18 protein-coding genes are annotated in these 21,990 nt (G+C 66.7%); 13 read left to right on the top strand and 5 right to left on the bottom strand.

Features of this window, described 5'->3' with window-relative positions:
- Positions 1 to 48: 48 nt before the first annotated feature.
- From ACFWCF_RS10535 to ACFWCF_RS10515, 5 genes are all read left to right on the top strand, one after another.
- Positions 49 to 2,433, top strand: a complete 2,385-nt coding sequence (locus ACFWCF_RS10535) for an amidohydrolase (protein WP_378560643.1) — start codon at positions 49 to 51, stop codon at positions 2,431 to 2,433.
- A 45-nt stretch (positions 2,434 to 2,478) separates the two neighbouring features.
- Positions 2,479 to 3,174, top strand: a complete 696-nt coding sequence (locus ACFWCF_RS10530; protein ID WP_378560640.1) for a response regulator — start codon at positions 2,479 to 2,481, stop codon at positions 3,172 to 3,174.
- Positions 3,175 to 3,333: 159 nt separating this feature from the next.
- Positions 3,334 to 4,365 carry a 6-phosphofructokinase gene (locus ACFWCF_RS10525; protein ID WP_378560638.1) on the top strand — a complete coding sequence of 344 codons (1,032 nt, stop codon included), beginning with the start codon at positions 3,334 to 3,336 and terminating at the stop codon, positions 4,363 to 4,365.
- 59 nt (positions 4,366 to 4,424) lie between these two features.
- Positions 4,425 to 5,936, top strand: coding sequence for an Asp-tRNA(Asn)/Glu-tRNA(Gln) amidotransferase subunit GatB (gene gatB / locus ACFWCF_RS10520; RefSeq protein WP_378560635.1), 1,512 nt, complete (start codon positions 4,425 to 4,427; stop codon positions 5,934 to 5,936).
- Between the two features lie 25 nt (positions 5,937 to 5,961).
- Positions 5,962 to 7,191: a cation:proton antiporter gene (locus ACFWCF_RS10515; protein ID WP_378560632.1), complete on the top strand. Its 1,230-nt coding sequence runs from the start codon at positions 5,962 to 5,964 to the stop codon at positions 7,189 to 7,191.
- 51 nt (positions 7,192 to 7,242) lie between these two features.
- Here ACFWCF_RS10515 and ACFWCF_RS10510 read toward each other — a convergent pair whose 3' ends face one another.
- The 3 genes from ACFWCF_RS10510 to ACFWCF_RS10500 form a co-directional block, all read right to left on the bottom strand.
- Positions 7,243 to 7,572, bottom strand: coding sequence for a type II toxin-antitoxin system PemK/MazF family toxin (locus ACFWCF_RS10510; protein ID WP_378560629.1), 330 nt, complete (start codon positions 7,570 to 7,572; stop codon positions 7,243 to 7,245).
- Positions 7,569 to 7,793, bottom strand: a complete 225-nt coding sequence (locus tag ACFWCF_RS10505) for an antitoxin MazE family protein (protein WP_378560626.1) — start codon at positions 7,791 to 7,793, stop codon at positions 7,569 to 7,571. The genes ACFWCF_RS10510 and ACFWCF_RS10505 overlap by 4 nt, the downstream gene beginning before the upstream one ends.
- A 140-nt stretch (positions 7,794 to 7,933) precedes the next feature.
- Positions 7,934 to 9,079, bottom strand: a complete 1,146-nt coding sequence (locus ACFWCF_RS10500) for a PQQ-dependent sugar dehydrogenase (RefSeq protein ID WP_378560623.1) — start codon at positions 9,077 to 9,079, stop codon at positions 7,934 to 7,936.
- Positions 9,080 to 9,156: 77 nt separating this feature from the next.
- Between ACFWCF_RS10500 and ACFWCF_RS10495 the strand changes: the two genes are divergently transcribed.
- A complete protein-coding gene (locus ACFWCF_RS10495; RefSeq protein ID WP_378560620.1) occupies positions 9,157 to 9,921 on the top strand; it encodes a DoxX family protein in 765 nt (254 codons plus the stop codon).
- A 68-nt stretch (positions 9,922 to 9,989) separates the two neighbouring features.
- Here the strand turns inward: ACFWCF_RS10495 and ilvD are convergent, their stop codons facing one another.
- Together ilvD and ACFWCF_RS10485 are read right to left on the bottom strand one after the other, a co-directional pair.
- A complete protein-coding gene (gene ilvD, locus ACFWCF_RS10490) occupies positions 9,990 to 11,831 on the bottom strand; it encodes a dihydroxy-acid dehydratase (protein WP_378560617.1) in 1,842 nt (613 codons plus the stop codon).
- Positions 11,832 to 11,953: 122 nt separating this feature from the next.
- Positions 11,954 to 12,460 (bottom strand): PH domain-containing protein, encoded by a 507-nt coding sequence (locus tag ACFWCF_RS10485; RefSeq protein WP_378489733.1) that lies wholly within the window; start codon positions 12,458 to 12,460, stop codon positions 11,954 to 11,956.
- Positions 12,461 to 12,724: 264 nt separating this feature from the next.
- Between ACFWCF_RS10485 and ACFWCF_RS10480 the strand changes: the two genes are divergently transcribed.
- From ACFWCF_RS10480 to ACFWCF_RS10450, 7 genes are all read left to right on the top strand, one after another.
- Complete coding sequence (locus tag ACFWCF_RS10480) at positions 12,725 to 14,662, top strand: acetolactate synthase large subunit (RefSeq protein WP_378560614.1); 1,938 nt, start codon at positions 12,725 to 12,727, stop codon at positions 14,660 to 14,662.
- Positions 14,659 to 15,162, top strand: a complete 504-nt coding sequence (ilvN, locus tag ACFWCF_RS10475) for an acetolactate synthase small subunit (protein ID WP_378489735.1) — start codon at positions 14,659 to 14,661, stop codon at positions 15,160 to 15,162. Before ACFWCF_RS10480 ends, ilvN begins: the two co-directional genes overlap by 4 nt.
- Before the next feature lie 50 nt (positions 15,163 to 15,212).
- Positions 15,213 to 16,214, top strand: coding sequence for a ketol-acid reductoisomerase (gene ilvC / locus ACFWCF_RS10470; protein WP_378489862.1), 1,002 nt, complete (start codon positions 15,213 to 15,215; stop codon positions 16,212 to 16,214).
- Positions 16,215 to 16,319: 105 nt separating this feature from the next.
- Positions 16,320 to 18,083, top strand: a complete 1,764-nt coding sequence (locus tag ACFWCF_RS10465) for a SulP family inorganic anion transporter (protein WP_378560610.1) — start codon at positions 16,320 to 16,322, stop codon at positions 18,081 to 18,083.
- A gap of 87 nt (positions 18,084 to 18,170) precedes the next feature.
- The gene (locus ACFWCF_RS10460) at positions 18,171 to 19,124 is read left to right on the top strand and encodes a hypothetical protein (protein WP_378560607.1); all 954 of its coding nucleotides are present in this window, start codon (positions 18,171 to 18,173) and stop codon (positions 19,122 to 19,124) included.
- A gap of 146 nt (positions 19,125 to 19,270) precedes the next feature.
- Positions 19,271 to 20,863, top strand: coding sequence for a phosphoglycerate dehydrogenase (gene serA, locus ACFWCF_RS10455; RefSeq protein ID WP_378560604.1), 1,593 nt, complete (start codon positions 19,271 to 19,273; stop codon positions 20,861 to 20,863).
- Positions 20,864 to 20,941: 78 nt separating this feature from the next.
- Complete coding sequence (locus tag ACFWCF_RS10450) at positions 20,942 to 21,952, top strand: 3-isopropylmalate dehydrogenase (RefSeq protein ID WP_378560601.1); 1,011 nt, start codon at positions 20,942 to 20,944, stop codon at positions 21,950 to 21,952.
- The last annotated feature ends 38 nt before the right edge of the window (positions 21,953 to 21,990 follow it).

The following is a 21,990-nucleotide window of genomic DNA, read 5'->3' as shown; positions in this document are numbered from 1 at the left end:
CGAACTGATCTCGCCCCCGCCTGCCCATCTGCGGTCTACGCTCAAAGGGTGCCAGGTCACAGCCCTCGGAAGGTGGGGGTCGAGGAGGAGTTCCACCTCGTCGACCTGAAAACCCGACGCCTGGCCCCTCGCGCGCCGGAACTGTTGCTGCGGTTACCGGACGAGGTCCACGTCGGCGAGTTGCAGCGGTGCGTGGTCGAGGTGAACAGCGGTGTATATACCGACCTTGCCGAACTGCGGTCGGACCTGGATCGGCATCGGAAACTGCTCGCTGCTGCAGGCAGTGCCCTCGGGGTAGGGGTGGTGGCCGCGGGCGCAGTACCCCTTGCTCTGCCCACCGAGGTGGAGGTGGCCGGCCCGCCGCGCTCTCAGCGCATGCTCGCCGATTACCAACAGCTCGCACGAGAACAGTCGACCTGCGGTACACAGGTGCACGTCGACCTCGAGAATCGGGACGACGCCGTCCGGGTCGCGACACGTATCGCGCCGTACCTACCGGTCCTGCTGGCCCTGAGCGCCAGTTCGCCGTTCAGCGCCGACGGTGCGGACAGCGGCTACGCAAGCGTCAGGTCGTTGTTGTGGCGACGCCGGCCCAGCAGCGGTCCGGCAGCCCCTGCTTCCTCGTCGGCCGAGTACGACTCGATGGTCGACGATCTGGTATCGAGTGGCGTGATCGGCGATCCCGGGATGGCGTATTTCGACGTGCGCCCGGCAGTGAAGTTGCCGACCCTGGAATTGCGCGTGTGCGACAGCTGCCCACAACTCGACACAGTGCTTCTCGTCGCGGCACTCTTCCGGGCCCTCGTCGAACGAGAGATGACCGGTCTGTATGCCGGTACGGAGGGAGTCGAGATCGCGCAGACACTCACCCGTGCTGCGCTCTGGAGGGCCGCTCGGTCGGGGCTCGAAGCGGATCTGGTCGACGTGACGGTCCCCGAACCCCGCCCGGCCGCAGACATCGTCGATCACCTCGTGCGCTCACTGCGCCCCCAGCTCGAGGAGGCAGGTGACTGGGCGCTCGTATCGGAACTCGCCGCAGACGCGCTCGCGCGCGGCACCTCGGCGGCGCGGCAGCGCCGTGCACTGGACCGACGAGGACGCTTACCCGATGTGGTCGATCTGCTGCTTGCCGAGACCGTCGGCCACGAAACGACTCTGCCGGAAACCGAGAAGATGATTCGGACGGGTGGCCGGCGCGTCACCGGGCCGCAGCATCGAATTCGCCACGGACGGCCACCACATCCGATCGGCCCGACCTCGATCGACGAGCAGCTACTGATCGCCTGGCGCCGGGATTTCCACGCGAACCCGGAACTGTCCTTCGAAGAACACCGCACCACCGACGTGGTGCGTCGACATCTGCTCGGCCTCGGGCTGGCACCCGTCGTACTGGCAGGTGGCACCGGCCTGTGGTGCGATGTCGGGCCGCCGACGGACGATGCGGTGGCGTTGCGCGCCGACCTCGACGCGCTTCCGGTCTCCGAGGCCACCGGCCTGCCCTACGCGTCCACCATCCCCGGGGTTTCCCACGCCTGCGGCCACGATGCGCACACCACGATGCTCATGGGCGCGGCGACGGTACTCGCGGCGACGCCGCCCCCGCACCGGGTGCGGCTGATCTTCCAACCCGGGGAGGAAACCAGCCCGGGCGGTTCGCTCAACGCCATCGAGTCCGGAGCACTCGAAGGGGTGTCGAGGATCTTCGCTCTGCACTGCGATCCGCAGCTCGAGGTGGGCTCACTCGCTACGCGCACCGGACCGATCACGTCCTCCAACGCGTCCGTGACCGTGCGTCTGTGGTCGGCGGGCGGCCACACCGCGCGGCCGCACCTGACCGGTGATCTCATTCACGCGACCGCGGTGCTGGTCACTGGGTTGGCCTCGGTGCTGGACCGCCGCATCGATGCCCGTACCGCGACAGTCTTGACCTGGGGCAAAGTGGACGCGGGGAAGGTCGGCAACTCCGTTCCTGAGGCCGGTGAACTGGTGGGCACTCTGCGTAGTGCATCCCGTGAGACGTGGGCGACCCTCGAACCGATCGTGGAGCGCACGATCGGTGAACTGCTCGCCCCGTACGACGTACGGTATGAACTCGCCTACCAGCAGGGCGTTCCGCCCGTCGTCAATGATCGGGACTGCTCGGCAGAGTTGCGGGAGGCCATTGCGTCGGCCGTCGGGCCCGAGAATCTCGCCGAGGCCCAGCAATCCAGCGGTGGCGAGGACTTCGCGTGGTACCTCGAACACGTACCGGGGGCGCTGGGCCGGCTCGGCGTGTGGGACGGCACGAACGACCCACATGAGTTGCACCAACCGGATTTCGATCTGGACGAGCGCGCACTTCTGCACGGCGTTCGCACTTTCCTTGCGCTCGCCCGCGGGAACAGGCAGATGCGAGAGCTGGGCGTTCCACGTCCCACCTCTCACTCGCACTGAAACCTCGACAAGATCAACTCGCGGCCGTGGTACTAGGCTGTGACCGTGCCCGAGTCGACCACTCTCACCACAGCATCCGCACCCACCACGGTGTTCATCGCCGACGACCAGGCCATGGTGCGGCAGGGCTTCGGCGCACTCCTCGCGGCGCAGCACGACATCAGTGTCGTCGGCGATGCGCCCGACGGGCGCATCGCGGTCGCGGAGGTCGCGCGCCTGCGTCCCGACGTCGTGTTGATGGACGTGCGGATGCCCGAGATGAACGGTCTCGACGCGGCACGTCAGATCCTCGCCGACACCCGCGAGCCGAAGACCCGCGTGCTCATGCTCACGACGTTCGACCTCGACGAATACGTCTACGACGCGTTGGGCATGGGTGCGAGCGGGTTCATGCTCAAGGACGCACCGGCCGACGAGCTCGTCCGCGCCGTCCGTGTGGTGGCCGAGGGGCAGGCACTGCTCGCACCGACGGTCACTCGCAGATTGATCGCCGACGTCACCAGTCGCCGCTCACCTTCCCGCGGTCGCAACCGTGCCCTCGACGTCCTGACCCCGCGCGAACTCGAGGTGCTCGAACTCATCGCCCACGGCCTGTCCAACCAGGAGATCGCCGCAAAACTCTTCGTCGCCGAGCAGACCGTGAAAACTCATGTCGGGAAGGTTCTGGGGAAGCTGCATCTCCGCGACCGGGCACAGGCCGTGGTCCTCGCGTACGAATCCGGCGTCGTCACCCCCGGCTGAGACCATCCGCGCGGTCGTCAGCTTCCCACATCACCAACTGCAGTCGCGGGAAGCTGGGCAGCGCGCGGTTGGTGTCGCGCTCGATCGGCATGCCGTCTGCGCCTGATGCGGGCAGGATGGCGATACGGCACGAAGGCACACTCCAGCGGAAGGTTGCGGATGACGCGGATCGGCATTCTCACCAGCGGCGGCGACTGCCCCGGCCTCAACGCGGTGATCCGGGGCGCGGTCCTCAAAGGCACCGAGGTGCATGCACAGGAGTTCGTCGGATTCCTGGACGGCTGGCGAGGACTCGTCGACGGTGACGTGATTCCCTTGGACCGCAGCCGGGTTCGGGGGCTCGCCCAGCAGGGCGGCACCATTTTGGGTACGAGCCGTTTCGGTCCGTACCAGGGGCCGCGCGGGGGAGCACAGAACATCCAGGCCACACTCGACGAGCTCGGGATCGACGCGGTCGTCGCCATCGGCGGGGAAGGCACCGCATCCGCGTCGAAGCGGCTGTTCGAGGAAGGCATCAGGATCGTCGGCGTCCCCAAAACCATCGACAACGATCTCAGCCGGACCGACTACACATTCGGCTTCGACACCGCCGTCGAGATCGCCACCGTCGCAATCGACCGCCTCCGCACCACCGGCAACTCACACAAGCGCTGCATGGTCCTCGAGGTGATGGGCAGGCACGCCGGATGGATCGCCCTGCACTCGGGGACTGCCGGCGGCGCGCACGCCATCCTCATCCCCGAGCAACCGGAGAGCTTCGAACAGATCTGTGCATGGGTCACCAGTGTGCGCGACCGGGGACGCGCACCGATGGTCGTCGTTGCCGAAGGTTTCACCCTGCCCGAGATGACGGAAGCGCACTCGACGAAGGGCCTCGACGGATTCGACCGGCCCCGCCTCGGTGGTATCGCCGAGGTACTCGCGCCGCTCATCGAAGAACACACCGGGATCGAGACACGCGCGACCGTGCTCGGGCACATCCAGCGCGGCGGTGTCCCGACCGGGTTCGATCGCGTTCTCGCGACCCGCCTCGGCATGGCGGTCACCGACCTCGTGGCCGACCAAGAGTGGGGGCACATGGTTGCGTTGCACGGAACCGACATCGCGCGCGTCGGATTCGACGAGGCGCTCGCCGACCCCAAGTACGTGCCGGACGAGCGCTACCAGGAGATGCGCGTCATCTTCGGCTGATTCGGCGCCGACCGACGGTGGGGGTCGCACGGTGGCGGTCGCCGTCTAAAATCGTGAGCATGACTGCCTCCGTGTCTGCTGACCTGCTCGCCTACGACGACGTGCTCGCGAAGTTCGAGCCTGTGATGGGCATGGAGGTGCACGTCGAGCTGCACACCGCCACCAAGATGTTCTGCCCGTGCCCCACGGAATTCGGCGCCGAACCGAACACTCAGGTGTGCCCCGTGTGCCTGGGCATGCCCGGTGCCCTGCCGGTGGTCAACCAGCAGGCGGTCGAATCCGCGATCCGCATCGGTCTGGCGCTGAATTGCTCGATCACCCCGTGGGGCCGGTTCGCGCGGAAGAACTACTTCTACCCGGATCAGCCGAAGAACTACCAGATCTCGCAGTACGACGAGCCGATTGCGACCGAGGGCTACCTCGACGTCGTGCTCGACGACGGCACCACCTGGCGCGTCGAGATCGAGCGCGCCCACATGGAGGAAGACACCGGAAAGTCGCTGCACGTCGGCGGCGCGACCGGCCGGATCCACGGTGCCAGCCACTCGCTGCTCGACTACAACCGCGCCGGGGTCCCGCTGGTGGAGATCGTCACCAAGACGATCTCCGGCGCAGGGGAGCGTGCTCCCGAGGTGGCCCGCGCGTATGTCACGGCCTTGCGCGATCTGCTGAAGGCACTCGATGTGTCCGACGTCCGGATGGATCAGGGCTCGATGCGCTGCGACGCGAACATCTCCCTCATGCCGATCGGCGCGAAGGAACTCGGCACCCGCACCGAGACCAAGAACGTCAACTCCCTCAAGTCGGTCGAGGTCGCGGTGCGCTACGAGATGCGCAGGCAGGCGGCTGTTCTCGTCGGTGGCGGTGAAGTGATCCAGGAGACCCGCCACTTCCAGGAAGCGGACGGCAGCACCTCGCCCGGTCGCCGCAAGGAGACCGCGGAGGACTACCGCTACTTCCCCGAACCCGATCTCGAGCCCGTCGCCCCCGATGCCGCGTGGATCGAGGACTTGCGCGCGACGCTGCCCGAACTGCCGTGGCTGCGCCGCGCCCGCATCCAGGCCGACTGGGGGGTGTCCGACGAAGAGATGCGCGACCTCGTCAACGCCGGTGCTCTCGATCTGGTGATCGCGACGGTCGATGCAGGTGCTCCGGCGTCGGAGGCACGCTCGTGGTGGGTCGCCTATCTCTCGCAGAAGGCCAACACTCGCGGCGTCGAACTCATCGAACTGCCCATCACGCCGGAGCAGCTCGCGCAGGTCATCGCACTCGTCGCCGAGGGCAAGCTGACGAACAAGCTCGCTCGCAAGGTCGTCGACTACGTGCTCGAAGGCGAGGGCGAGCCCGCCCAGATCCTCGAAGCACACCCCGAGCTCGTCGTCGTGCGCGACGACAGCAAGCTGCAGGCCGCCGTCGACGAGGCGCTCGCCGCGAACCCCGATATCGCCGACAAGATCCGCTCCGGCAAGGTTGCGGCCGCAGGCAAGATCGTCGGCGACGTCATGAAGGCGACTCGCGGCCAGGCCGATCCCGCTCGCGTCAAGGAACTCGTGATCGCCGCATGCAGCTGATCTTGCGTCGCTAATGTAGCGATTCATGGACGCAGCCGTCGCCACCTCGCTCTTCTGGATCACCGTGGCGGCGGTCCTCGCGCCGCTCATCGCCGGTTCGCTACCGCGCAGGCTCGTACCGGAGGTCGTGCTGCTGCTCGTCGCCGGTGTCGTGATCGGGCCGTACGCGCTCGGGATCGCCTCGGTCGACACCGAGATCGACATGCTGCGGGAACTCGGGTTGGGACTGCTGTTCCTGCTCGCGGGCTACGAGATAGACCCGAAGGAACTCACCGGCCGGGGTGGGCGCCGCGCGCTGGTCACCTGGGTCGTGTGTTTCGGACTCGCTGTCGGCGCGGTGGCTGTGCTGTCGGCGCTGGACGTAGTGCATGCCGGGGTCGCCGTGGCGATTGCGCTCACGTCGACGGCGATCGGCACCCTGCTGCCGATCCTCGCCGACCGCGGCCTTGTCACGACTCGGCTCGGCCGGTCGGTGCTCAACCACGGCGCTGTCGGCGAACTCCTGCCGGTGATCGCGATGGCAGTCCTGTTGGGAACCCGTGGCGCTGCCGGATCCTTGATCGTCCTGGGGCTGTTCGCGGTCGTCGCAGTGCTCGTCGCGCTGCTCCCTCGGTGGTTCATGCGAGAAGGATCACAGTTCCTGCAATTCGTCCGCAGCACGTCCGACACCACTGCGCAGACTCCGATCCGGTTGGTGATGCTCCTACTTGTCGGACTCATCGCCGTGGCGGCCGTGTTCGATCTGGATGTGATCCTCGGGGCGTTCGCTGCCGGGTTCATCCTGCGACGGGCAGTGCCGAAGGGTGACGAACAACTCGAATCGAAACTGGACGGGCTCGCGTACGGGTTCATGATCCCGATCTTCTTCGTCACGTCGGGAATGGCGATCGATGTGCACGCCGTGGCGGAGGCACCCGGGGTGTTGGCCGCGTTCCTCGCCCTGTTGGTTGTCGTGCGCGGAGTGCCGGTCTTCGTTGCAGCCCGGTTCGACCGCGACGCGGAAGGGGCCCGGTTCGGTACGTCCGAGCAGGTGCAGATTGCGTTGTACTCCACGACAGGTCTGCCGCTGATCGTCGCGGTCACGGGTGTCGCCGTGTCGGCGGGGCACATGTCCAACGCCAGCGCGTCGATCCTGGTCGCAGCCGGAGCGATCACCGTGCTGATCATGCCGACGCTCGCCGGTCTGCTGCCGCGTCCAAGTCTTCAGCCATTGGCCGATCCAGCGGATCCGAACCGTATCGGTCCCGACCGGTAGATCGTGGCTGCACGGCGACGATGGGTTCATGTCGGAACGGACGGTGTCCGATCAGTCTGCGAGGCCCAGGAACACGATCAGCGCGCGGTCGAGCCGGACCAGGTCGTCGTCGGAGAGGCGGCCGAGACGATCACGTAGAGCATGGCGAGGCATCGTTGTCAGCTTGTCGACCATGAGGTGACTCGGTTGGTCGAGGCCGGAAGTGGGTGTCGCGTCGATGGCCACGCGCAGCAGTGGCGCATCGACGAGATGGGTCGTCATCGGGCAGATCGTGACGGATGCGGTGGCGTCGAACCGATCATCCTGAACGATGACGACGGGTCGAGGTTTTCCACTGTAGGTGCCGCGTGCGGCGGCAGTGTAGACATCGCCGCGTCTCACTCGGCGGACTCCGGCTCGTCATCCCAGTCTGCGGAGATGGCGTCGACGAACGCTTGGTCGTCGATTTCGTGTTCGCCGGTTGCCACGGCGGCCGATTGCCTGTGCGCCTCAGCGACGAACTCTTCGGCCCGTACGTCGGGCACCCAGATCTGCACCGGCCGCAGGCCCTGGGCTCGCAATCGTCGACGGTGTTCGGCCACCCGATCGCGTGTACTCGCCATGGCACGATGTTACATGTAACACGGCAGGTTCAGGCGTCGGAACGAGAGCTTCCTCCCGTCGCAAGGGTTTCCTCAGGTTGTCCGGTAGTTGTCTACCTGCGGAAAGCCGCAGAACTGGAGGAAACTGTTCGAGCTCGGGATCAGTCGAATCCTCCACCACCGGCAGGGAACTGAATTCGGATGACTCGGTCGTCGTTGGGGCCGGGCTCGTCGCTCGACTTGTTCACCGTCGAAACCCACAGCAGGCCTTCGGGTCCGGCGGACGCACCACGAAGCATGCCGTAGCGATCCTCGAGCGTCACCGTCGGCGCTGCCGTCACCGCGCCGGTTCCGGGATCGATCGACAGCACCGCGACCGCCTTGCCACCGGTGAGCGACACCGCGAGACCGTCGGGAGCAGCCGCGCAGCCTGCCACCCCGGGCTTCTCCGGCCATGTCCACGCGGGCCCTGCCGCTACCGTGCCGTCCATGCTCACCCGCTGCAACCGGTCTTCGAGCACCGTGCGGTCGGTGACCCACAGGCCGCCGTTCGGATCAAGACACACGTCTCCCGCTTCACCGAGACCGGAGAGCGTCACGGTCGGTGCCGCCGTTGCACCGGGCGCGGGCAGTGGAAGCGAGAGGAGCTTGCCTCCCAGAGACGACGGATTGTCCGCAGCGGCCGGGTCGCCGGCGTTACCGGTGAGAACAGCGAGTTCGGTCGGTGAGGTGAACTCGAGCGCACCCGCATTCCCGGTGGCGCCGCGTGGGATCCCGGTCAGAACGTCCTTGGGGACATCGCCGGCGGCGATCCGCACCACCCGGTTGTCGGAGGGGGTGGTGATGTATGCGTAGAGGAGGCGGTCCTCGTTGTAGGTGGGGGACAGGACGACGTCGTGCAGTCCGCCGTCGCCCGAGCCGTCGACCGGAACCGTCGCGACCTCGACGGGTTCTTCACCGACCGCAACCCGCAGGATGCGCCCCGTCCGGCGCTCGGTCACGAGCGCGGAGTTGCCGTCGGGAAGCGCGATCAGGCCGCCGGTGGTGTCGAGACACGTCGCGATCACCGCGGGATCGGGGTCGACGCACGGGCCCGGGGGGACGGGTGGGGTGCTCGGCGTGGTGGTCGTGCTCGGCGATTCTTCCGGCCCGACGCCGCCGGCGTCGAACGACGGTGCGGGTGTGAACGGTGTGGTGGCCGCATCGTCGAATCGTGCGCAGGACGGAACGAGAAGCACCCCGATCGCCAGGGCCGCCGCGCTCGTACGCATCCTCCACGAAACCGTCGACCGCGCGCCCCTCGTCATGCAGCAGACGTTACCGGGACGACGCGCGGCGGCGCGTATGCCGGGTACGGGGAGGTACGGAGACCTACTCTGGAAGGGTGACCGAGAAGGAGACCGGCCGCGGGCCGGACACGGGGTCGAGTCCCTACGACGAACCGACGCTGTCGATGCGCCGGGATCGACCTTCGATGCTCGAATCCGACGACGACCTAGGCTTCGACAATTCCGCCCTGGATGGTTCCGGCTCTGTGTACGACGGTGGGGCGTATGACGGTGCGACCTACGCGGCACCCACTGAGCAGATCCACCGACCCGATCGATCGGGTACGGCCGTGGAGCCCGCAGCGGTCGTCAAGGCCCGCCGCGGAACTCTCGACCTGGGGCTTCTGGTGCTCCGGCTCGCGGTCGGCGGAATTCTGATCGCCCACGGACTGCAGAAGTTGGTGGGACTGTGGGGTGGCCCGGGGCTGGACGGGTTCGAGGAACTGCTTCGCGAGGCGGGCTACCAGCAACCGGGCATCCTGGCGATCGTCGGTGCAGTCGGTGAGCTCGCTGCCGGAGCATTTCTCGTGCTCGGTCTCCTCACACCGCTCGCCGCGGCCGCGATCGTGGCGATCATGATCAATGCGGTGCTGTTCAAACACGAGCTCGCCCCCGGTGTTCAGTTCTTCGCAGCCGAGCAGACGGGCTTCGAATTCGAAGCACTCCTCGTCGCCGCCGCGGTAGCGCTCACGCTCACCGGACCGGGACGGATCGCTGTGGACGGCCCGCGCAAGTGGGCGACACGGCCGTTCGTCGGGTCGTTCGTGGCACTGCTGATCGGTGTCGCAGCGGGTGTGTGCCTGTGGATCTTCGGTCGCTGAGACCTGCCGGACGAGAACAGGCCGCCGTGATCGGATGATCGCGGCGGCCCGTTCTCTCGCGGAACGGTTTACGGCACCTTCCGGACCGCACCCTTGTCGGCCGACGTGGCCAGCGCTGCGTAGGCGCGCAATGCCTTGGAGACCGTGCGCTCACGGTTGAGGGGCTGCCACGGACGCTCGGAGGCCTCCATCTTCGCGCGACGCTCGGCGAGAACGTCGTCGTCGACGAGCACTTCGAGTGCGCGGGTGGCGACGTCGATGCGGATCCGGTCGCCGTTCTCGATCAGGCCGATGACACCCCCCGAGGCTGCCTCGGGGGAGACGTGGCCGATGGACAGACCCGACGTGCCACCCGAGAAGCGTCCGTCGGTGATCAGTGCGCACACCTTGCCGAGACCGACGCCCTTGAGGAACGACGTGGGATGCAGCATCTCCTGCATACCCGGGCCTCCGGCCGGCCCCTCGTATCGCACGACGACGACGTCGCCGGGCTTGACCTTCTTACCGAGGATGACCGAGACGGCCTCCTCCTGGGATTCGACGACGAGCGCGGGGCCTTCGAAGTGGAAGAGGTCCTCATCGATGCCCGCGGTCTTGAGGATTGCGCCGTCCGGAGCGATGTTGCCGCGCAGCACGACGAGTCCGCCTTCGACGGTGTAGGCGTGCTCGACGTCGCGAATGCAGCCGCCCGCAGCGTCGGTGTCGAGCGACGACCACCGGTTGTCCGTCGAGAACGGTTCGGTGGTGCGCACTCCGCCGGGAGCGGCATGGAAGAGTTCGAGTGCCTGGTCCGTGGTCTTGCCGGAGCGGATGTCCCAGTCGTCGAGCCACTGGTCGAAGCTCTCGGTGTGGACGGTGTGCACGTCGGTTTCGAGCAGGCCACCGCGACGGAGTTCACCGAGGATCGCGGGGATGCCGCCGGCCCGGTGCACATCCTCCATGTGGTAATCGGAGTTCGGCGAGACCTTCGACAGGCACGGCACCTTGCGGCTGATCGCGTCGATCGTCGTGAGATCGAAGTCGACCTCACCTTCCTGCGCGGCGGCCAGGACGTGCAGCACCGTGTTGGTCGAACCGCCCATGGCGACGTCGAGTGCCATCGCGTTGCGGAACGCTGCCGGGGTGGCGACGTTGCGGGGCAGGACCGACTCGTCCTCGTCGCGGTAGTAGCGAAGAGCCGCCTCGACGACGGTGGTGCCCGCTCGCTCGAACAGGGCGCGGCGCGCCTCGTGGGTCGCCAGTGTCGATCCGTTGCCCGGCATCGCGAGCCCGAGTGCTTCCGTGAGGCAGTTCATCGAGTTCGCGGTGAACATGCCCGAGCACGAACCGCACGTCGGGCACGCGCTGCGCTCGACCTCGTCGAGACCGGCGTCGTCGACTTCTTCGCTCGCGGACGCGGAGATCGCGGTGATCAGGTCGGTGGGTGCCTGTGCCACACCGTTGACGACCACGGCCTTGCCTGCCTCCATCGGGCCACCGGAGACGAACACCGTCGGGATGTTCAGGCGCATGGCCGCATTGAGCATTCCGGGTGTGATCTTGTCGCAGTTGGAGATGCACACGAGTGCGTCGGCGGTGTGCGCGTTGGCCATGTATTCGACGGAGTCGGCGATGATCTCGCGGCTGGGCAACGAGTACAACATTCCGCCGTGGCCCATGGCGATGCCGTCGTCGACGGCGATCGTGTGGAATTCACGCGCGACGCCGCCGGCGGCCCGTACCGCTTCGGCGACGATGTCGCCGACGTCCTTGAGGTGTACGTGCCCGGGGACGAACTGGGTGTACGAGTTCGCGATGGCGACGATCGGCTTGCCGAAATCGGAATCGGTCAGGCCGGTGGCGCGCCACAGAGAGCGCGCGCCGGCTGCATTACGTCCGACGGTGGTGGTGCGTGACCTCAACGGGGGCATGGGCTGACTTCCTTGACGGGGCTGGTGGTGCGGCGCGGTGACCTGACGCGCCCGACTGCCGGGCTCTGGCGGTACAGGGCGCGGTGGTACAGGGGCGCCGCAGGATCGAATCTACCCGCGTGCTACTTCGTGTCGGGATCCGACTCGGTGTCGGCAGGTGTATCGGATATCACGTCGGCGTCGTTCGATTCCTTGTCCGCTTCGGCCAGTTGCGCTTCGCGAGCGGCCGCGTACGGGTCGGTGATCCGGCCGCCGCTGGCTTCGGCCAGTTGCGGTAGGCGCCCGAAGGTGACGACGGGAAGCGCAACCTCGGTGTCGTCCGTGAGGGTCGCGCGCGCCCAGCCGCGCTTGGGGAATCGGATGCCCTTCAGTGAATCCCAGCCGACCGTCGTCGTGGTGAACGTCGCGCGAGCGACGATGCCGTCGGGGCCGACGACGGTGCGTACCCGCAGTACCCAGGCGACGACCAGCAGTGGGATCACCAACATCCACGAGAATGCGGCGGGCCATGCCATCGCGGGGGAAAGCACCGCGAGGAACAGAAGCCCGCATGCGAGGAAGGAGAGCCGCGAGATCTGGATGATCTGCGTCGTCGGTTCGGGAGTGTGGGAGGATGGGGCCGGTGGCACGGGCTGCTGTGGAGATGACACCTCACCATCTTCTCACCGCAGCCATGGCATCTCACATTCTGGGACAGTGACCGTACCAAGTTGACTGTTCGTACTCCACGCGCCTACCGTCGAGCGCGTGAATCAGAATGGGTTGCTCGTAATCGGCCGGCGCGTCGTCGCCTGAGCCGCTTATAGCAACTCGCCCACGACGCGCCACCCTCGTACAGCACAATGCTGACGAGGGTTTTTTGTTGCCCGGAGTCAGAATCAGAGGAATTCGTAGTGAGCGCACCAACCGCACGACCTCAACCCTCGCCGCGGAAGCCGGGGTCTGCCACCCCGACTACCGCAGCTGCCGCGACGCAGCCCGCCGGCCGACGCTCGGTAGCCCCTGAACGGGTCACCGGAGCCCAGGCGGTAGTCCGGGCTCTCGAAGAGCTCGAGGTCGACACGGTCTTCGGTATTCCCGGCGGTGCGATCCTTCCCGTGTACGACCCGCTGTTCGATTCGAAGGGCGTGCGCCACGTGCTCGTCCGTCACGAGCAGGGTGCCGGCCACGCCGCGACCGGATACGCCCAGGCCACCGGCAAGGTCGGTGTGTGCATGGCCACGTCCGGCCCGGGCGCGACCAACCTGGTCACCCCGCTCGCCGACGCCCAGATGGATTCGGTCCCGATCGTGGCGATCACCGGCCAGGTCGGACGCCCGCTCATCGGAACGGACGCCTTCCAGGAAGCCGATATCTCGGGCATCACCATGCCCATCACCAAGCACAACTTCCTCGTCACCGACGGCGCCGACATCGCGCGCATCCTCGCCGAGGCGTTCTACCTGGCGTCCTCGGGCCGCCCGGGCGCCGTCCTCGTCGACATCCCCAAGGACATCCTGCAGGCACAGACCACGTTCAGCTGGCCGCCGGAGATGCACCTGCCCGGGTACCGTCCGGTCACCAAGCCGCACGGCAAGCAGGTCCGTGAAGCCGCGCGACTCATCGCCGACGCCAAGAACCCCGTCCTGTACGTCGGCGGCGGTGTGATCAAGGCCGACGCGTCCGCCGAGCTGCTCGAACTCGCCGAACTGACCCGCATCCCCGTGGTCACCACGCTCATGGCGCGCGGCGCGTTCCCCGACAGCCACGAACTGCACTGCGGAATGCCCGGTATGCACGGCAACGTCGCTGCTGTGGGAGCGCTGCAGAAGAGCGACCTGCTCATCACCCTCGGTGCCCGGTTCGACGACCGCGTCACCGGCCAGCTCGACACCTTCGCACCCGACGCGAAGGTCATCCACGCCGACATCGATCCGGCGGAGATCGGCAAGAACCGGCACGCCGACGTGCCGATCGTCGGCGACTGCAAGGAGGTCATCGTCGACCTGCTCGAAGCAGTTCGCGCCGACCTCGCGACGGGCACCACGCTCGACTACACCAAGTGGTGGGTCTACCTCGACGATCTTCGCAGCACATACCCGCTGTCCTACGACCGGCACACCGACGGCACCCTGTCGCCGCAGTACGTGATCCAGGCCGTGGGCAAGCTCGCCGGACCCGACGCGATCTACTGCGCCGGCGTCGGCCAGCACCAGATGTGGGCCGCACAGTTCGTCGACTACGAGAAGCCGCGTACGTGGCTGAACTCCGGTGGTCTCGGCACGATGGGCTACGCCGTGCCTGCCGCGATGGGCGCCAAGATGGGTAGGCCCGAGGCCGAGGTCTGGGCGATCGACGGCGACGGCTGCTTCCAGATGACCAACCAGGAACTCGCGACCTGCGCGGTCGAAGGTGTGCCGATCAAGGTCGCGTTGATCAACAACGGCAATCTCGGCATGGTGCGCCAGTGGCAGACACTGTTCTACGAACAGCGGTACTCGAACACCGATCTGTCCACGCACAGCCTGCGTATCCCCGATTTCGTGAAGCTGGCCGAGGCTCTCGGCTGCGTCGGCATCCGCGTCGAGCGCGAGGAAGACGTCGAGGACGCGATCCGTCAGGCGCAGGCCATCAATGACCGGCCCGTCGTCATCGACTTCATCGTCGGCAAGGACGCCCAGGTGTGGCCCATGGTCGCGGCGGGCACAGGCAACGACGAGATCATGGCGGCCCGCGACATCCGTCCGTTGTTCGACGAGGATGCCGCCGACGACCCCACCGTGGTCCACGAGACCATCGAGCGTGACCATGCGCGCAGCGAGCAGGCTGCGGCCGAGGAGGAAAACAAGTGAGCACGAGCCACACCCTCAGCGTCCTCGTCGAGGACAAGCCGGGCGTGCTGGCCCGAGTCGCATCGTTGTTCTCGCGGCGTGGCTTCAACATCGAATCGCTCGCTGTCGGTGGCACCGAGGTTCCGGAGATCTCCAGGATGACGATCGTCGTGACGGTCGACGAGTTCCCGCTCGAGCAGGTCACCAAGCAGCTCAACAAGCTCGTCAACGTCATCAAGATCGTCGAGCAGGAGGACGAGGCCTCCGTTGCCCGCGAACTTCTGCTGATCAAGGTGCGGGCCGATGCCAGTGTGCGCTCACAGGTCATCGAGACAGTGAACCTGTTCCGCGCCAAGGTGATCGACGTGTCTCCCGAATCGTTGACCATCGAGGCCACCGGCACCCGGTCGAAGCTCGACGCGCTGCTGCGCATGCTCGAACCGCATGGTATCCGCGAGATCGTGCAGTCCGGAGTCGTGGCGGTCGGACGCGGTCCGAAGTCCATCACGGCTACCCGTTAGCCTGAACACACCCATATTTCCTGAAAGAGGTAACCACTGTGGCAGTCGAGATGTTCTACGACGACGACGCCGACCTGTCGATCATCCAGGGCCGTAAGGTCGCGGTCATCGGATACGGCAGCCAGGGACACGCGCACTCGCTGAGCCTGCGCGACTCCGGCGTCGAGGTTCGCATCGGCCTGAAGGACGGCTCCAAGTCGCGGGCCAAGGCCGAAGAAGCGGGCCTGACCGTCGGCACCCCGGCCGAGGTGTCGGAGTGGGCCGACGTCATCATGGTGCTCGCTCCCGACACCGCTCAGGCGTCGATCTTCACCAACGACATCGAGCCCAACCTGAAGGACGGCGACGCGCTGTTCTTCGGACACGGCCTGAACATCCACTTCGACCTGATCAAGGCTCCGGAGAATGTCACCGTCGGCATGGTCGCGCCGAAGGGCCCCGGCCACCTCGTGCGTCGCCAGTTCGTCGACGGCAAGGGCGTCCCGGCTCTGATCGCCATCGATCAGGACCCGAAGGGTGAAGGCCAGGCGCTTGCGCTGTCCTACGCCAAGGGCATCGGCGGCACCCGCGCCGGCGTCATCAAGACCACCTTCAAGGAAGAGACCGAGACCGACCTCTTCGGCGAGCAGGCTGTGCTCTGCGGTGGTACCGAGGAGCTCGTCAAGATCGGCTTCGAGGTCATGGTCGAGGCGGGCTACGCCCCCGAGATGGCCTACTTCGAGGTTCTCCACGAGCTGAAGCTCATCGTCGACCTCATGTACGAGGGTGGCATCGCCCGCATGAACTACTCGGTGTCCGACACCGCGGAGTTCGGTGGCTACCTCTCCGGCCCGCGCGTGATCGACGCCGACACCAAGGAGCGCATGAAGGCGATCCTGGCGGACATCCAGTCCGGCGAGTTCACCCGTCGCCTCGTTGCCAACGTCGAGAACGGCAACACCGAGCTCGAAGGCCTGCGCAAGGCCAACGCCGAGCACCCGATCGAGGTCACCGGCAAGAAGCTGCGCGACCTGATGAGCTGGGTCGATCGCCCGATCACCGAAACCGCATAGTCGGTTCGGACTTCTTCCGGAGGCCCGGTACACCTCACGGTGCACCGGGCCTCCGGCGTTTGTGGACCACTCTCCTCCCGGCCTGCCGGGAGCGATACTGAGTGAATGTCGCTCTGGACCGGGCTCGGTCGACTCCCGGGGATCGCTACCGCACGCACGTACCAGCGCGGTTGGTTGCGGAGCGACATCGGCGCCGGACTCGCCCTCAGTGCGCTGCTCGTGCCGGCAGGAATGGGGTACGCCCAGGCGGCGGGCCTGCCGCCGTACACCGGTCTGTACGCGACGATCGTGCCGATGCTCGTGTACGCGTTGGTGGGCCCCTCCCGGATCCTCGTGCTCGGACCGGATTCCGCGCTCGCCCCGCTCATCGCGGCAGCGGTGATCCCGCTCGCCGCAGAAGGTGACCCGCAGCGTGCGATCGCCCTCGCGGGGGTGCTGTCCGTACTGGTCGGCGTGATCCTCATGCTAGGGGGGATCCTGCGTCTCGGGTTCATCACCGAACTGCTCTCCAACCCGATTCGCCTCGGCTTCCTCAATGCGATCGCGGTCATCGTCATCGTGGGTCAGCTGCCGTTGCTGGTGGGGACCGAGGACGACGAATCCGGTGTGCTCGCCGAGATCGCGGATGTCGTCGACGACGTGTTCGAAGACGGCGTGCACCTGTCCGCGTTCCTGATGGGTGCCGGGTCCATTGCTGTCATCGTCGCCGCTCGGAGATTCGTTCCCGTTATCCCGGGTGTCCTGATCGCGGTCGTCGGCGCGGTCGCGGCGACGGCAGTGTTCTCCCTGACGGACGAGATGGCGATGGTCGGTGAACTACCTCAGGGTTTTCCGGCGCCCGCGCTGGGCGGTGTCGGGTGGGGAGATGTCGTCGAACTATTCGGCGCTGCAGTCGCGATCGCTGTGATCGCGTTCGCCGACACCGCGGTCCTGTCCCGCGCCTTCGCGATGCGGCACGGCGAGCACGTCGACGGCAGTTCGGAGATGCGCGCGCTGGGTGTGGTGAATGTCGCGGCAGGGGTCACGGGTGGATTTCCGGTGTGCGGTAGCGGCAGTCGCACCCCCGTCGTCGAAGAGTCAGGGGGTCGTACGCAACTCGTGGGCGTGGTTGGCGCCCTGACTGTGCTGCTGTTCCTGTTGGTTGTGCCGGGGCTGACCGCCTACCTCCCGCAAGCGGCGCTCGGTGCTGTCGTGATCGTTGCGGCGAGTTCTCTGATCGACCTGAGTGCACTGCGGCATCTGTGGAAGGTGAGCAAGGTCGAATTCGGGCTTTCCGTCGCTGCATTCGCCGGTGTCGCATTTGCCGGAGTGCTGCAAGGCGTACTTGTCGCCGTCGGGCTGTCTTTGATCGCGGTGGTCGTGCGCGCGTGGCAGCCGCACCGCACCGAACTCGTCGAATTGCCCGACGTCGCCGGCTACCACGACGTGGAGCGGCATCCCGAGGGGCATCGGGTCGATGGATTGGTGCTGGTGCGGTTCGACGCACCGTTGTTCTTCGCGAACGGAGCGATCCTCACCCGGTACATCCGAAAACTTGTGCGCGACGCCGAAAAGCCGGTGGAGTGGGTTGTTCTCGCCGCGGAACCGATCACCGATCTCGATACCACTGCGGTGGAGGACATCGAGGAACTCGACGAATATCTGAAGCGCAAGGGTATCCGGCTCGGTTTCGCGGCCATGAAGGGGCCCGTCAAGGATCGGTTGAATCGAATGTCCACCGAGGGCCGCTTCGAAGCGGAACGATTTCATCCGACCGTTCGCACCGCGGTCATCGCGTTCCGGCACCGCAACCACGACGTCGACCGCCGCGACGTGGATGCGCCGCCGCGCGATGTGGTCGACGGAACCGCGTTCTCGGGGGAGGAGTGAACAACACGGTGTGAAGTGTCCGAATTGTGACCGGTGGGGTTGGTGTGGCAGCACGCTCCTGTGGGGTACGCCCCCTACGGTATCGCCATGGGATGGAATCCGAGGGTAGCGGCAGTAGCGGCGATTCTGGCGACAGTGTGTATGGGTGGCGCAACGGTCACCGCCCACGCGCAACCCACGGTCCCAGGTATCGCGCTTCCCGGTGTCGAGGTCCCCGCGATCGGCGATCTGCTTCCTCCTGCACGATCGGAATTGTTCGGAGGAGGACGAAACCTGTTTCCCGACAGGAGATTCGTTGCGTTGTACGGCCATCCCAGTGGGCCCGCGCTCGGTGCCTTCGGTGAGCAGGACACCGCTGGCGCGATCGCAAGGGTGCGCGACCTCGCGGCACAGTACCAACCGTTCTCTGCGGAACCGGTGCTGCCCGCATTCGAGATCATCGCGAGCATCGCATCCGCCGATTCCGGTACCGACGGGCGTTTTTCGCGTGTCACATCGCCGGAGCAGTTGCGGCCCGTGATCGATGAGGCCGAGGCCGCAGGTGTATACGTCGTCCTGGATCTGCAACCCGGTCACACTCATTTTCTCGAGCAGGCCCGGATCTACGAGGAATTCCTCGCGCGACCGAATGTCGGTCTCGCACTGGACCCGGAATGGCGACTGGCGCCGGGGCAGCAGCACATGGTGCAGATCGGTTCCGTCGATTCGGCCGAAATCAACGAAGTGGTGGCATACCTGGCCGACCTCGTGCAGCGGCACGATCTGCCACAGAAGATGCTCGTTCTCCATCAGTTCCGCAGTTCGATGATCACCGGTCGTGAGTTCGTCGACGCCGGTCGACCGGAGGTCTCGGTGGTCCTTCACGCGGACGGGCACGGCACCCCGGCGCAGAAATTCGACACGTGGGGCGCACTGCAGAGTGGCCTGCCACCGCAGATTCACATGGCATGGAAGAACTTCTACGACGAGGATCTGCCCACCTTCACGCCGGAACAGACCATGGCCATCGAGCCGAAACCGGTGTTCGTGTCATTCCAGTGAGTACCGGTGGGTAGCTGCTGCATCCCCGTAGGCCCGCGAAGACCGCCGGGGCACTAAACTATGTGCGGTCGCGGCTTGAACACGCCTACCGTCAGGTGCCCGCGCCGTCGACTACTCGCCACATACACGACACAGGGAGTTTGCACGTGAGCCAGAATGGCCGTCCAGTAGTCCTGATCGCCGACAAGCTTGCGCAATCGACCGTCGATGCTCTCGGCGACGGAGTCGAGGTGCGCTGGGTGGACGGCCCGGACCGCCCGGCGCTGTTGGCCGCGGTGCCCGACGCGGACGCATTGCTGGTGCGGTCGGCCACGACCGTCGATGCCGAGGTCCTCGCCGCCGCTCCGAAGCTGAAGATCGTCGGCCGCGCAGGTGTGGGTCTCGACAACGTCGACATCGCTGCCGCCACCGAGCGCGGTGTGATGGTCGTGAACGCTCCCACCTCGAACATCCACTCTGCCGCCGAGCACGCCGTCGCGCTACTGATGTCGGCCGCCCGCCAGGTGCCCGCCGCCGACCGCACGCTGCGCGAGCGCACCTGGAAGCGCTCGAGCTTCAATGGCACCGAGATCCTCGGCAAGACGGTCGGTGTCGTCGGCCTCGGCCGGATCGGTCAGCTCTTCGCCCAGCGCCTCGCCGCATTCGAGACCCATGTCATCGCCTACGACCCCTACCTGCCCGCTGCCCGCGCCGCGCAGCTGGGCATCGAACTGGTCGACATCGACGAGCTCGTCTCGCGCGCCGACTTCATCTCGGTGCACCTGCCGAAGACGAAGGAAACCGCAGGCCTGATCAACGCCGAGCGTCTGGCAACGGCCAAGGACGGTGTCATCATCGTCAATGCTGCCCGTGGCGGTCTCATCGACGAGGACGCGCTGTACGACGCGCTCACCTCAGGCAAGGTCCGCGCCGCCGGACTCGACGTGTTCAACACCGAGCCCTGCACCGATTCGAAGCTGTTCGACCTCGACAACGTGGTCGTCACCCCGCACCTGGGCGCCTCGACCGCCGAAGCGCAGGATCGCGCCGGCACCGATGTCGCCAAGAGCGTCCTCCTGGCTCTCGCCGGCGAATTCGTCCCCGACGCCGTCAACGTCTCCGGTGGCCCGGTCGGCGAGGAGGTCGCGCCGTGGCTCGAACTCGTCCGCAAGCTCGGCCTGCTCGCAGGCACCCTCTCGCCCGAGGCCGTGCAGAACGTGCAGGTCGTGGCGAGCGGTGAGCTGTCCGTCGAGAATGTCGAGATCCTCGGTCTTGCTGCGCTCCGCGGCCTGTTCTCGGCCAGCAGTGACGAGCCGGTCACCTTCGTCAACGCCCCGCAGCTCGCCGAGCAGCGCGGCGTGAGCATCGAGGTCGAGAGCATCAGCGAGGCGCAGACCCACCGCAGCGCCGTCGAGGTGCGCGCTGTGGCGGCCGACGGTGGCATCACCACCGTTGCGGGCGCTCTGACCGGCCTGCAGCAGGTCGAGAAGATCGTCAACATCAACGGACGCAGCTTCGACCTGCGTGCCGAAGGACACAACTTCATCGTGCACTACCAGGATCGTCCCGGCGTCCTCGGCACGCTGGGCACCGTCCTCGGCAACGCGGGCATCGACATCCAGGCCGCAGCGCTCAGCCAGGACGCCGAAGGCCCCGGCGCGACGGTGATCCTGCGCGTCGAGCGCGTCGTCGCCGACGCGGAGGTCGCGCAGATCGTCGACCAGCTCGAGGCACGTGTCGAGCAGGTCGACCTGTCCTGATCATCGCTTTGCACCGTTCGGTGGCCGCGACCGTCTGCACGGTCGCGGCCACTGTCGCACAGGAAGAGAGCACAGAAAATGAAACTTGCGGTCATCCCCGGTGACGGCATCGGTGTCGAGGTCACGGCCGAGGCGCTGAAAGTCCTGAACAAGCTGGTTGCGGATCTCGAGACCACGGAATACGACCTCGGCGCGCGCCGATACAACGAGACCGGTGAGCTGCTCCCCGAAGCCGACCTCGCCGCGATCCGCGAGCACGACGCGATCCTGCTCGGCGCGATCGGCGACCCGTCGGTCACTCCCGGGATCCTCGAACGTGGTCTCCTGCTGAACATGCGCTTCGCGCTCGATCACCACGTCAACCTGCGTCCCTCGCAGCTGTACCCGGGGTCGAAGTCTCCGCTTGCTGCGAACCCCGACATCGACTTCGTCGTGGTGCGCGAGGGCACCGAGGGCCCGTACACGGGCAACGGCGGTGCAATCCGCGTCGGTACACCGCACGAGATCGCAACCGAGGTATCGGTCAACACCTGGTTCGGTGCAGAGCGTGTCGTGCGCTACGCGTTCGAGCTCGCGCAGACCCGCCGCAAGCACCTCACGCTGATCCACAAGACCAACGTGCTGTCCAATGCCGGCGCGATCTGGACCCGAGCCGTCGAGACCGTCGGCAAGGATTTCCCTGAGGTCGAGACGGCGTACTGCCACATCGATGCGGCGACCATCTACATGGTCGACAACCCGTCCCGGTTCGACGTCATCGTCACCGACAACCTGTTCGGCGACATCATCACCGACCTCGCAGGCGCAGTCACCGGAGGTATCGGCCTGGCCGCCAGCGGCAACATCGATGCCTCGGGAACGAATCCGTCGATGTTCGAACCGGTTCACGGTTCCGCACCGGACATTGCAGGCAAGGGTATCGCCGACCCGACGGCCGCGATCCTGTCCACCGCGCTGCTGCTGCGCCACCTGGGCCGCGACGAGGACGCAGCGCGCGTCGAGGCTGCCGTCGAGGCGGATCTCGCCTCGCGCGGTGATTCGCCGATCGTGACCACCGAGATCGGCGACCGTATCACCGCCGCACTCTGATCACCGGTGCGCGGTTCCGGTAGCACGCACTACCGGAA

This window comes from Rhodococcus sp. NPDC060090 (assembly GCF_042729855.1).
In the GTDB taxonomy this organism is placed as follows: Bacteria; Actinomycetota; Actinomycetes; order Mycobacteriales; family Mycobacteriaceae; genus Rhodococcus.
Note: the sequence above shows the minus strand (reverse complement) of the source record. Positions and strands in the feature narration are given on the sequence as shown.

What these genes read in the sequence shown, in the direction of transcription:
- ACFWCF_RS10460 (WP_378560607.1), top strand. Translation starts at nt 18,171, where the DNA reads ATGGGATGGAATCCGAGGGTAGCGGCAGTAGCGGCGATTCTGGCGACA.
- ACFWCF_RS10505 (WP_378560626.1), bottom strand. Translation starts at nt 7,793, where the DNA reads ATGGCGAGTACACGCGATCGGGTGGCCGAACACCGTCGACGATTGCGA.
- ACFWCF_RS10525 (WP_378560638.1), top strand. Translation starts at nt 3,334, where the DNA reads ATGACGCGGATCGGCATTCTCACCAGCGGCGGCGACTGCCCCGGCCTC.
- ilvC (WP_378489862.1), top strand. Translation starts at nt 15,213, where the DNA reads ATGTTCTACGACGACGACGCCGACCTGTCGATCATCCAGGGCCGTAAG.
- ACFWCF_RS10465 (WP_378560610.1), top strand. Translation starts at nt 16,320, where the DNA reads ATGTCGCTCTGGACCGGGCTCGGTCGACTCCCGGGGATCGCTACCGCA.
- ACFWCF_RS10450 (WP_378560601.1), top strand. Translation starts at nt 20,942, where the DNA reads ATGAAACTTGCGGTCATCCCCGGTGACGGCATCGGTGTCGAGGTCACG.
- gatB (WP_378560635.1), top strand. Translation starts at nt 4,425, where the DNA reads ATGACTGCCTCCGTGTCTGCTGACCTGCTCGCCTACGACGACGTGCTC.
- ACFWCF_RS10500 (WP_378560623.1), bottom strand. Translation starts at nt 9,079, where the DNA reads ATGACGAGGGGCGCGCGGTCGACGGTTTCGTGGAGGATGCGTACGAGC.
- ilvD (WP_378560617.1), bottom strand. Translation starts at nt 11,831, where the DNA reads ATGCCCCCGTTGAGGTCACGCACCACCACCGTCGGACGTAATGCAGCC.
- ACFWCF_RS10515 (WP_378560632.1), top strand. Translation starts at nt 5,962, where the DNA reads ATGGACGCAGCCGTCGCCACCTCGCTCTTCTGGATCACCGTGGCGGCG.